This window comes from Enterococcus sp. AZ188 (genome assembly GCF_050544075.1).
Classification (GTDB): Bacteria; Bacillota; Bacilli; order Lactobacillales; family Enterococcaceae; genus Enterococcus_D; species Enterococcus_D entomosocium.
On record NZ_CP172943.1, the window covers coordinates 3,682,318 to 3,694,822 of the forward strand.

Annotated in this window: 7 protein-coding genes; 1 reads left to right on the forward strand and 6 read right to left on the reverse strand. The window is 45.1% G+C overall.

The window, feature by feature from the left end:
* The 6 genes from IGI86_RS16940 to rpoB form a co-directional block, all read right to left on the reverse strand.
* Positions 1–1,080, reverse strand: coding sequence for a PTS fructose transporter subunit IIC (locus IGI86_RS16940; protein ID WP_086332800.1), 1,080 nt, complete (start codon positions 1,078–1,080; stop codon positions 1–3).
* 46 nt (positions 1,081–1,126) lie between these two features.
* Positions 1,127–1,441: a PTS fructose transporter subunit IIB gene (locus IGI86_RS16945; RefSeq protein WP_005230357.1), complete on the reverse strand. Its 315-nt coding sequence runs from the start codon at positions 1,439–1,441 to the stop codon at positions 1,127–1,129.
* A gap of 16 nt (positions 1,442–1,457) precedes the next feature.
* Positions 1,458–1,955 carry a PTS sugar transporter subunit IIA gene (locus IGI86_RS16950; RefSeq protein ID WP_008381751.1) on the reverse strand — a complete coding sequence of 166 codons (498 nt, stop codon included), beginning with the start codon at positions 1,953–1,955 and terminating at the stop codon, positions 1,458–1,460.
* A gap of 2 nt (positions 1,956–1,957) precedes the next feature.
* A complete protein-coding gene (locus IGI86_RS16955) occupies positions 1,958–3,424 on the reverse strand; it encodes a BglG family transcription antiterminator (RefSeq protein ID WP_430617615.1) in 1,467 nt (488 codons plus the stop codon).
* A 244-nt stretch (positions 3,425–3,668) separates the two neighbouring features.
* The gene (gene rpoC / locus IGI86_RS16960; protein WP_034871965.1) at positions 3,669–7,319 is read right to left on the reverse strand and encodes a DNA-directed RNA polymerase subunit beta'; all 3,651 of its coding nucleotides are present in this window, start codon (positions 7,317–7,319) and stop codon (positions 3,669–3,671) included.
* 87 nt (positions 7,320–7,406) lie between these two features.
* Positions 7,407–11,024: a DNA-directed RNA polymerase subunit beta gene (gene rpoB, locus IGI86_RS16965; RefSeq protein ID WP_008381746.1), complete on the reverse strand. Its 3,618-nt coding sequence runs from the start codon at positions 11,022–11,024 to the stop codon at positions 7,407–7,409.
* A gap of 433 nt (positions 11,025–11,457) precedes the next feature.
* On the opposite strand from rpoB, the gene IGI86_RS16970 reads away from it, so the two are divergent.
* On the forward strand, positions 11,458–12,420 hold the full coding sequence (locus tag IGI86_RS16970) for a biotin--[acetyl-CoA-carboxylase] ligase (protein WP_430617616.1): 963 nt from the start codon (positions 11,458–11,460) through the stop codon (positions 12,418–12,420).
* Positions 12,421–12,505: the final 85 nt, after the last annotated feature.

A 12,505-nucleotide genomic window follows, 5' to 3' on the forward strand; every position in this document is an offset into this window, starting at 1 on the left:
TTAGGAAATTTCAATCGACGAAAAGTCAATGTCTTCTTCCTCTTCCATGATCGGCGTTTCCACGGGTGCCTTTTTCAATGCAAACAGCAAAACACCGGTGATGGCAGAACCAATCAGGAGTGCGATGGTAAATTTCAGTGGATCCGTCATGGCAGGAATGATGAAGACCCCACCAGATGGCACTGGTGAACCGACGCCCCAAACCATGCTTAGACCACCGCCGACGGCTGCTCCGACCGTACAAGAAAAAATGACGCGAAACGGGTCGACGGCAGCGATCGGGATCACTCCTTCTGTAATCATACAAAGGCCCATTGGAAAAGCGATCTTGATGTTGTCTTCTTCTTCCGTAGAATATTTGGGCCGGCGTAAGAGACGAGAGAGGACCCAAGAGATTGTAACACCAAAGGGCGGCACCATTGAGGCTAAAATTTTCACGGCTTCGGGTTCTTGAATGCCTTCCAGTAATAGCCCATCAGCAAATAGCGAGGCGACTTTGTTGACGGGTCCGCCAAAATCAAAGGCAGCCATGCCACCGACAATCGCGCCAAATAAGAAATTTCCCGAGCCTTGCAGATTCGTTAAGAAGGTAGTCAACGCCTCCGTAGCCCACACGATCGGTACACCGATGACGAAGAACATCAAAGCACCGACGATCAGTGTCGACAAGACCGGTACGATCATCATTGGCATCAGACCTTGTGCCCAACGTGGTACTTTAAGGTTTTTTACTAAGAATAAGACCAGATAACCTGCGAGATAGCCTCCTAACATTCCCCCTAAAAAGCCTGCGCCAATCGCATTGGCAATCAGTCCCATAAACAGACCCGGAGCGATTCCTGGACGATCGGCAATGGAATAGGCGATCGCGGCAGCGATCACTGGCGCCAGTAGCCCCATCCCTAAAACACCCAGCGAGACCAGTGCATCCGGGATCGTATAGGCAGCATCGTAATTTTCAATGACCGTGCCGTTGGCAAGATTTCCGATAGCAATCAAAAGTCCGGCTGTTACAACGACCGGCAGCATATACGAGATGGCGGTTAAGGCATGTTTTTTCAACTGCAGCTGTTTCATCATTTGTTTCATCCCCCTTTAAATTTGAATTGTCAGAACATTTATTGATTCATCCCTGATTTAATTTTTCTTCAATTGTTTCAAGCAAACGCTTAGGCGCTTTGATCACCATACTAGTTGGAATTTCTACTATTCGCTTGCCTTCAAAGCGGTCTCTGCCGCCGATTTTGATATCTGCCGCAATAATGACAACATCGGCTGCTTGAATAGCGGCTTCCGTCAATTCACTTTCCGTCCCGATGGTTCCTTGGGTTTCGATATGGACTTCATGACCAAGTTCTTTCGCAGCTGTTTCGATTTTTTGCTTAGCGATATACGTATGAGCGATTCCTGAAGTACAAGCAGCTACACCAACGATTTTCATCTCTTCTCCCCCTTTCTTAGTTTTCTGCCATTGGATCTTTTGCAAGCAAGGCCATCATTTGATCCTTGGTCCCTGACGCAACGAGACGATCAATAAACGATTCATCCGCTAGTAGCATCGCTACCTTTTGCAGCAGCTTGATATGCATCGTATTGGCATCGGTATTTTTGACTGCAAACAAGATAATTACTTGAACGGGCGCTTCATCGATGGACTCCCATTCAAGCGGACGCTTGGTTTTTCCGATCACTAAAGAGGTTTTTTTCACACTGTCTGACTTTCCATGTGGGATTGCTAAGCCATGTCCGATACCGGTCATTCCTTCTGCTTCTCGGGCAAAGACATCTTGGGTGAACCCTGCTAGATCGGTAATTATTTGGTTTTCGTATAAAAGTTCAGACAGTTCAGTGATCGCTTCTTCTTTTGAATTCGCTTCCATTTCCATCTTGATAAGATTGGGATTGATTACATCTGCGATACTGAACGCTTGGATCGTTTGGCTTTCGTTTTTCATCTTTACATCTCTCCTAATAGTTGTTTGACTCGCTTTTCATCCTGTTTGGTAAATACCGAATTGACTAAAATCGTCGGCACCTTCGTTTCTACTGGCAAATTAATGGTGGTTAAGATCAGATCGATATCCTGGTAGTCTTGCGCATGCTTTCGGTACATACGAGCGGAAAGCACATCCACGATATCCAACTCTGGAAATGCCCGTTGAACTTTGACTTTCAGCAGTTCAGAGGTCCCTACGCCGCTGCTGCACATAATTAAGACTCGCTGTCTGCGCCGACGAATGACTTTAAATTTCACAAAATACAGCACCAAGAAACCAATCTCGTCTTCCGATATGGGATTCGTTCCATAGGTTTGCTCCACTTCCTTGCTGACTTGTGCCACTTGCTCAAAAATCCTTGGGTACTCTAGTTGAATGTCATTTAGCAGCCCATTTTTCACGATGATTTTATTTTTTAGCCGATAGAGCATCGGCTGGATATGGCAAAGTAGATTGGTCTTGTCTGTTTGCTGGTTCAATTTGATACCCAGTGCTTTTTCCATCCGCTTAGTAAAAAACTCCGTGATTTCGCTGGCTTCTTTTGTCAGATTGGTCATTGCCAAGGGTTTGTTTTCCACTCTGGAAGACACTAGATACTGGTAGAGATAAAATACCTCACTTTCTGGTAGCTCCGTCACGAGATAGGCATTGATTTTTTCAATCACTTGTTGGGCAATTTGATAAAACTCTTGGTGCTGTTCAATCAAATGCTGTTCTTCCTCATCTAAACCCTCAATTATCTCTTCGCGGTCAATTTCTCCTTCTCTCATTCGTAAAATCAGAATATACAGATGCGAGAAAATATTCATATTGTAAGGATACGCAATACTGTTCGCGAGTTTTCGCTCAATGAATTCAAGAATGGAGGTAATAAAGTTGATATCAAAGGCATTGATGGGATATTTTTGCGCGACCATTTCTTCATTCCACACATGGGTTTTCGTAAAGAGATCATTGACACAGCGACGGATATTTTTTTCGGTACCAATCACTGCAATTCTCTTATCGGATCGGATCAACTGGAGTTCAAAGTACTGAAAATATTCCGCAAGACGATTGATATCACTACTTATCACTGCTTCACTCAAATAGTAAGGGGCGAACAGCTCTTTGATCATTAATCGCTTTGGTGATTTAAACAATACATGCAGTGCAATCGCATGACGCCGCTCAAGCGGCGCATCATTTTGATCCGTTTCTTGATTTTCAATCGTGCCTTTGAGATACGCTTCATAATCCAAACAAAATCCTTTGCCGATTTCAGACCGAATGATTTCTGAACCAGCAGCCTCATTGATCCGCTTGATCGTCCGATAAATGGTTTTTGTTGAAACCTTAGCAGCTGTGGCTAGTTCATTAGCGGTCAAATTCATTCCTTGTGTCATAAACTGCTCAATCAAACGTGTTTCTCTCTTGCTCAGCTTCATACTGTCTCCCTCCGTATCATTACTATAGCCTTCTTTGGCTCTAGTAATTCTTAATCGATGTCCACTGATTTGGACATTTTAAAAATAACGCTTTCATCAATCGTCCCAAATGCCCCTTTTCTAGGATGAAAGAAGGGCGCATTCATTTTCGTGATATTTCCTTTTGCTAAACAAAAAAAGCTTGCCATTCCGAAGAATGACAAGCTTTTCCGTCACACTGAGTCAATCAGGTGCTGGGCATTGATTAGTTTTGGCTGTTCAATGCGTCTTCAGCAGCCATTTGTGCTTCGATGTCTGAGATGCTGTAGACATTTTCGCTGGCAACTGTTACTTCTTTTGGTTCCATTTCACGGTAACGAGGCATACCAGTACCAGCTGGGATGATCTTACCGATGATAACATTTTCTTTCAATCCAAGAAGAGGATCTTTCTTGCCGCGGATCGCTGCATCGGTCAACACACGAGTGGTTTCTTGGAAGGACGCAGCAGACAAGAAGCTGTTGGTTTCCAAGGATGCTTTCGTGATCCCTAGTAGGACTGGACGGCTAGTTGCAGGAACGCCGCCGGCTACCAATGTGTCGTAGTTGCGGTCTTTAAAGTCGGCGATATCCAACAATGTTCCTGGCAAGATGCCTGAATCACCTGGATCCATGACGCGGACTTTACGCAGCATTTGACGAACCATTACTTCGATATGTTTGTCGCCGATTTCTACCCCTTGCATCCGGTAAACGCGTTGAACTTCTCGTAATAGGTAGTTTTCAACAGACAAGACATCGCGAACTTGTAACAGTTGTTTTGGATCGATCGATCCTTCCGTCAATGGCGCACCACGATGGATAAAGTCGCCTTCTGCTACTTTCATCCGGGCAGTATAAGGAACGGTATACGTACGCGTATCGGTTTCCCCTTTGATGGTCACTTCTTTGGTCCGAGTTGAAGGGTCTTCTGAGATATCGATGACTTCTCCGGTAACTTCGGTAATGACCGCTTGTCCTTTCGGATTACGGGCTTCAAAGATTTCTTGGACACGAGGGAGACCTTGCGTGATATCGTCTCCGGCAACCCCGCCGGTATGGAAGGTACGCATGGTCAACTGAGTACCAGGTTCACCGATTGATTGGGCAGCGATGGTACCGACTGCTTCCCCAACTTCAACTTCAGAACCAGTAGCTAAGTTGCGGCCATAACAATGTTTACATACACCATGTTTGGTGTTACATGTAAAGACAGAGCGAATGGATACTGTTTCGATACCAGCGTCCACGATGGCTTTAGCTAAATCTTCAGTGATCAATTCATTGACCCCTAGAAGGACTTCGCCAGTTTCAGGATGGATCACTGATTTACGTGTGTAACGTCCAATCAAACGTTCTTCTAAGGATTCGATGATTTCGTTTCCTTCGCGAATTGCTTGAATGTCTAAACCACGGTCAGTACCACAATCGTCTTCACGGATGATGACATCTTGGGCAACGTCAACGAGACGACGTGTCAAGTAACCGGAATCGGCTGTTTTCAAGGCGGTATCGGTCATCCCTTTACGGGCACCATGGGTCGAGATAAACATTTCCAAGACAGACAGACCTTCACGGAAGTTTGAGATGATCGGCAACTCCATGATTCGTCCGTTAGGCGCGGCCATCAATCCACGCATCCCAGCAAGCTGAGTAAAGTTGGAGATGTTACCACGGGCACCGGAATCAGACATCATGAAGATTGGGTTTTTCGCTTCCAATGATTCCATCAGTTTTAACTGAATTTCATCTTTGGCTGCATTCCAAACACCAATAACTCGTTCATAACGCTCGTCATCGGTAATCAATCCACGACGGAATTGTTTCGTGATCGTTTCAACTTGTTTGTGGGCATTGTCGATGATTTCATGTTTTTCGTGCAAGTTCATGATATCAGCGATACCAACGGTGATACCCGCCATTGTTGAATGGCTGTATCCTAAGTCTTTCATGCGGTCAAGCATGCGTGACGTTTCAGTGATGCGGAAACGTTTGAAGACTTCTGAAATGATGTTTCCTAAGTTTTTCTTCTTGAATGGGCCAACAAGCTCTTGTTCTTTGATGAAGGCAGGCACATCTGTACCAGCTTCAATAAAGTACTTGTCTGGTGTTTGAACCGTCAAGTTGTAGTCTGTCGGTTCGTTCAAGAATGGGAATTCTGGTGGCATGATCGAGTTAAAGATCACTTTACCCACCGTTGTTACCATCAAGCGTTGTTTTTGTTCAGACGTGAATGGTTTGTCCCCTAAAGTGTTTGGATTGATGGCGATCCGTGTGTGTAAATGCACGTAGCCATTGCGCCATGCCGTAACTGCTTCGTCCATGTCACGGAAGATCATGCCTTCCCCTTCACGGCCTTCTTCTTCCATCGTCAAGTAGTAGTTCCCTAGGACCATATCCTGAGATGGTGTTACAACTGGTTTTCCGTCTTTTGGATTCAAAATGTTTTGGGCTGCTAACATCAGCATACGTGCTTCTGCTTGCGCTTCTTCGTTCAATGGTACGTGAACGGCCATTTGGTCTCCATCGAAATCGGCATTGTAGGCTTCACAAACAAGTGGGTGCAAACGAATGGCACGGCCTTCAACTAAGACTGGTTCAAATGCTTGGATACCTAATCTGTGAAGCGTAGGTGCCCGGTTCAATAGCACTGGATGTTCTCTGATAACATCTTCTAAGACATCCCAAACTTCGTCTTCTTGACGTTCGATTTTGCGTTTGGCATTTTTGATGTTTGACGCGATTTCACGAGAAACAAGCTCCCGCATCACGAATGGTTTGAATAATTCGATCGCCATTTCTTTTGGCAGACCACATTGGTACATTTTAAGGAATGGACCAACGACGATAACTGAACGACCTGAGTAGTCGACCCGTTTTCCTAGCAAGTTTTGACGGAAACGACCTTGTTTCCCTTTCAACATGTGAGAAAGAGATTTCAATGGGCGGTTCCCTGGCCCTGCAACTGGACGGCCACGACGACCGTTATCGATCAAGGCATCGACTGCTTCTTGCAGCATCCGTTTTTCATTTTGAACGATGATGTTTGGTGCATTCAAGTCTAACAAGCGTTTCAAACGGTTGTTACGGTTGATTACACGACGATACAAGTCGTTCAAGTCACTTGTGGCAAAACGTCCACCTTCTAATTGCACCATTGGACGCAAATCAGGCGGGATAACTGGGATAACGTCCATGACCATCCAGCTTGGTTTGTTTCCTGAAGCACGGAATGCTTCTAAGATGTCCAAACGGCGGATCGCACGGGTCCGTTTTTGACCAGTCGCGTTTTTCAATTCTTCTTTTAATTCAGCAACTTCGCCTTCAAGATCAACGCCATCTAATAATTGTTTGATGGCTTCGGCACCCATCGCTGCTGAAAATTCTTGACCGTATTGGTCACGTTTTTCACGGTATTCCCGTTCAGTCAATAGTTGTTTTTTCTCAAGGCTGGTGTTTCCTGGTTCAATCACTACGTATGAAGCAAAGTAGATGATTTCTTCCAATGCACGTGGGCTCATGTCTAAGACAAGACCCATCCGTGAAGGAATGCCTTTGAAGTACCAAATGTGTGATACTGGTGCTGCTAGTTCAATGTGTCCCATGCGTTCACGACGCACTTTTGAACGTGTTACTTCCACGCCGCAACGGTCACAAACGATGCCTTTATAGCGGATCCGTTTGTATTTGCCGCAAGCACATTCCCAGTCTTTGGTTGGACCGAAAATACGCTCGTCAAACAACCCTTCGCGTTCAGGTTTTAACGTACGGTAGTTAATGGTTTCTGGTTTTTTTACTTCACCATAAGACCAGCTTCTGATTTTTTCAGGAGAAGCCAAACCGATTTGCATACTTTCGAATTTATTTACATCGATCAAAAAAGGTTCCCTCCATTTCATTTCATGGACATATCCGATAGAACGGGGGCTATTCCCGCTGGTGGCGGAAATAGCGAGGGCCGTCTATTATTGCAAGCGATCTTCTGCTGTCTCGATTTGTTGGTTCAACGCGTCGGCGGCATTTTTAGCTTCTGTTTGTGCTTTTTGTTCTAATTCACGGGCTGTTTGTTGCTCCGCAAATTTTGTTAAGGCATCAACGGTGATCAAATCATCATCGTCATCATCCATATCACGCAGTTCGATCTCTGCATCATCGATATCTAGGACACGCATGTCTAGACCCAGTGATTGCAATTCTTTTACTAATACGCGGAATGATTCTGGTACACCTGGTTTTGGAATTGGTTCCCCTTTGACGATCGCTTCGTATGTTTTCACACGACCAACCACGTCATCTGATTTGTAGGTCAAGATTTCTTGTAAGGTGTAAGCAGCACCGTATGCTTCCAGTGCCCAAACTTCCATCTCTCCGAAACGTTGTCCACCAAATTGGGCTTTTCCTCCCAATGGTTGTTGCGTAACCAATGAGTAAGGTCCAATGGAACGGGCATGCAATTTATCATCGACCATGTGGGCCAATTTGATCATGTACATGACACCAACGGAGATGCGGCCATCAAATGGTTCGCCGGTACGTCCGTCGTAAAGCACTGTTTTAGCATCGCTGGCCATCCCTGCTTCAGCAACCGTTGCCCAAACATCTTCATCGCTGGCACCATCAAAGACTGGTGTTGCCACGTGAATGCCTAATTGACGCGCAGCCATTCCTAAGTGTAACTCTAATACTTGTCCAATGTTCATCCGAGAAGGTACCCCTAATGGGTTCAGCATGATATCGACTGGTGTGCCATCTGGTAAGAAAGGCATGTCTTCTTCTGGCATAATGCGAGAAACGACCCCTTTGTTTCCGTGACGTCCGGCCATTTTATCCCCTTCATGGATTTTCCGTTTTTGAACGATATAAACGCGAACCAGCATGTTCACACCTGGTGACAATTCATCGCCAGCTTCGCGGGTAAAGATTTTGACATCGTGGACGATTCCGCCGCCGCCGTGAGGCACGCGTAGAGAAGTGTCACGCACTTCGCGGGCTTTTTCACCAAAGATTGCGTGCAACAAACGCTCTTCTGCTGAAAGTTCCGTTACCCCTTTTGGAGTGACTTTCCCAACAAGCAGATCGCCATCTTTGACTTCCGCACCAATGCGGATAATGCCCATTTCGTCTAGGTCTTTCAACGCGTCTTCCCCAACGTTCGGGATTTCGCGAGTGATTTCTTCAGGTCCTAATTTTGTGTCGCGGGCTTCTGATTCATATTCTTCAATATGGACAGAAGTGTAAACATCATCTTTTACCAAACGACGGCTCATGATGATGGCATCTTCATAGTTGTATCCTTCCCAAGTCATGAATGCGACTAAGACGTTTTGTCCTAATGCCATTTCACCTTGTTCCATAGATGGGCCATCTGCTAAGATGTCGCCTTTTTCCACTTTTTCACCAAGTGCTACTAATGGACGTTGGTTGTAGCTGGTTCCTGAGTTTGAACGACGGAATTTGGTAACAGAATAAACGTCTAATGCGCCATTGTCACGACGAACGCGCACTTCGGCTGCATCCACGTATTCTACGATCCCATCATGTTTACATAACAAAGCAGCTCCTGAGTCATGTGCTGATTTGTATTCCATACCAGTACCAACCCAAGGTGCTTTCGGATTGATCAATGGTACAGCTTGCCGCTGCATGTTGGCACCCATCAAGGCACGGTTGGAGTCATCGTTTTCCAAGAAAGGAATACATGCGGTTGCGACTGCGACTACTTGTTTTGGTGATACGTCCATGTAGTCGACTTTATCGATCGATACTTCCAAGTTTTCAGAAGTAGCACGCGCCATAACAACGTCGTTTACGAAAGAGCCGTCTTCATTTAACAAGCTGTTTGCTTGGGCCACAACGTAGTGGTCTTCGGTATCGGCAGTCAAGTAATCGATTTTGTCTGTAACACGGCCTGTTTCGCGGTCAACTCGACGGTATGGTGTTTCAATGAAGCCATACTTGTTGACTTTGGCATAAGAGGCCAAGCTGTTGATCAACCCGATGTTTGGTCCCTCAGGCGTTTCGATCGGACACATACGGCCATAGTGGGAATAGTGAACGTCTCGGACTTCATAGCCAGCACGATCACGGGTCAAACCACCAGGTCCTAAGGCAGATAGACGACGTTTATGGGTCAACTCACCCAGTGGGTTTGTTTGGTCCATGAACTGTGACAACTGAGAAGAACCAAAGAATTCTTTGATACTTGCGACAACCGGACGAATATTGATCAATTGTTGTGGTGTCAAGGTTTCGGTGTCTTGGATCGACATCCGTTCACGAACGACACGTTCCATCCGAGCAAGCCCGATCCGGAATTGGTTTTGCAATAATTCACCAACAGAACGAATCCGACGGTTTCCTAAGTGGTCGATGTCATCGACATTGCCGATGCCTTCCATCAAGTTGAAGAAGTAGCTCATTGAAGCAATGATGTCTGCTGGACGAACGGTACGTGTGGCAGTATCTGGATAGCCATTACCGATCACGTTGACTTCTTGTTCTGGATCTTTTGGTGAAAAGACTTTGATGACTTGGACCGTCATTGGTTCGGTAACGACCCCATCTTCTGATGGATAGTACGTTACACTGTTTAGGCCATTATCGATAAATGCGCCTAGTGTTTCCATGACTTGGTGAGTCAAAACAGTGCCTTTTTCAACAATGATCTCGCCTGTTTCAGGGTCAACCAAGGTTTCTGCTAAGGTCAAGTTCAATAGACGTGTTTTCAAGTCTAATTTTTTGTTTACTTTGTAGCGACCAACATTTGCTAAGTCGTAACGTTTTGGATCGAAGAAACGTGCGTTCAGCAAGCTGCGTGAGCTGTCTGCTGTTTTTGGCTCGCCTGGACGAAGACGTTCGTAAACATCTTTCAATCCTTCTTCGGTACGAGAATCGCTTGCGTTTTTATGCAAGTCTTTTTCGATCGTGTTACGCAATGATTCACTGTCGCCGAAAATTTCAAAGATCGTATCATCAGAACCAAACCCTAGGGCACGGACTAAGACCGTCAAAGGAATTTTACGGGTACGGTCAATCCGTACGTAAGAGATATCTTTGGCATCAGTTTCCATTTCTAACCACGCACCGCGGTTAGGGATAACAGTTGAACCAAAGCCTTCTTTTCCGTTTTTATCGACTTTGCCATGGAAATATACACCCGGAGAGCGGACCAACTGAGAAACGATAACCCGTTCTGCCCCGTTGATGATAAAGGTTCCTTGTTCAGTCATTAATGGGAAATCACCAAAGAATACTTCTTGGGATTTGATTTCCCCGGTTTCACGGTTCGTCAAACGCAAAGTAACATGTAATGGTGCCGAATAGTTTGCATCATGGGCACGGGCTTCTTCTACTGTATACTTTGGTTCTTTCAATTCATAATCCACAAATTCTAGGGACAAGTTACCGTTGAATCCTTCGATTGGCAAAATATCTTCAAACATTTCTCTTAGGCCCTCATCTAGGAACCATTGGTAAGAGTCGGTTTGAATTTCAATCAAATTCGGTAATTCTAATACTTCACTGATCCGTGCGAAACTTCTACGTTCGCGATGCTTTCCGTATTTTACTACGTGTCCAGCCAAGCTCTTCACCTCTTCATAAAGTCTTTCAAAAAGGCTATCCGATTATTTACAAAACTGTAACAAATATTAAATATAGGTTACAGAAAGCATTTTTTGCGGCTTTTAGGCAAAAAAAAACCAAAAATAGAACGGATGCATTGGGCATTTTCTACTTTTGTTTCCTTATTCCTAAGCCGAAACGGACAATATTTCGTTTCTGCTTTTTTCGTTCAGATAGTTTTTGCAACTCCTTATTATACAGATGAAGCACTTCTCTGTCAAGCTTTCATTGGAAGTTCCAATGCTTTTCTGGCGCACCCATTTCCTAAGATTTTCTAAAGAAAAAAACAAGGATGGTGTGGACGGTTTTTCGTAAGAAACTACTTTGCTTTTTGCCGATTTCTTGCTATGCTAACGAAAACGTTACACGTGAAACATTAGGAAGGATATCCTTATGACGACAAAAGAAAAAATACTGACCTTATTACAAAAAGAAGATACTGTGCTATCTGGAGAGAAACTGGCCCAAGCTTTGTCGATCTCCCGTACAGCAGTCTGGAAAGCCATTAAAGAACTCGAGAAAGAAGGCTATCATTTCGAACACTTGGCCAACGGCTATCGCTTTGTCTCGGATGATCGATACGATCAAGCAGCACTTGCGGCAGCCTTGCCGATGATTCCCACGATTCAAATCAAGGAAGCTGTTGAATCCACCATGAAAGAAGCCAAGATTGCCGCTTTGGATAGTGGACTGGCAACCCCCGCCCTTTTTTTGACCGAAACGCAAACAGGCGGTCATGGCCGCTTCGAACGACCGTTTTTCTCACCGAAAAAACAAGGGATCTATATGAGCTTGCTTTTAAAACCAAACCAAGCGTTTCAAGAATTGCCGCAATATACCGTTCTGGCGGCGGTAGCAGTTGCCGAAGCCATCGATGCCCTTCTAATGAAGGAAACGGCCATTAAGTGGGTCAACGATCTGTACTTAGATGGAAAAAAAATCTGCGGTATTTTGTCTGAAGCAACCAGTGACTTTGAGACAGGCCGTATTACTTCGGTTGTGATCGGTATCGGCATCAGTTTTTCAATTCCGCAACAGCAGTTTCCAGCAGAGATTCGGGAAAAAGCGACATCACTCTTTCCTGGTGAAGAGTATCCAACCTTTTCTCGGGCCGCGTTGATCCAAGAAATTTGGCGTCGGTTCTTCCAATTGTTAGCGCAACTGCCTGACATGGATTATATGGCCCGCTATCGGCAGAAATCCTTCGTTTTGGGCCGCACCGTTCAATTTACGCAACAAGGTGTGACCTATGAAGGGATCGCCAAAGACATTACCAACACCGGTGAATTAGTGGTGGAAACAGCGACGGAGCGCAAGGTGCTTTCTTCTGGAGAAATCAGTTTGGAACGGTATTGAGGCTGCTTTCGTAGGTAACCAGTCACAGCAAGCGTAAACACAAACACTCCATAAACAGACCTGCTTATTCCGAGGGGTTAAATAA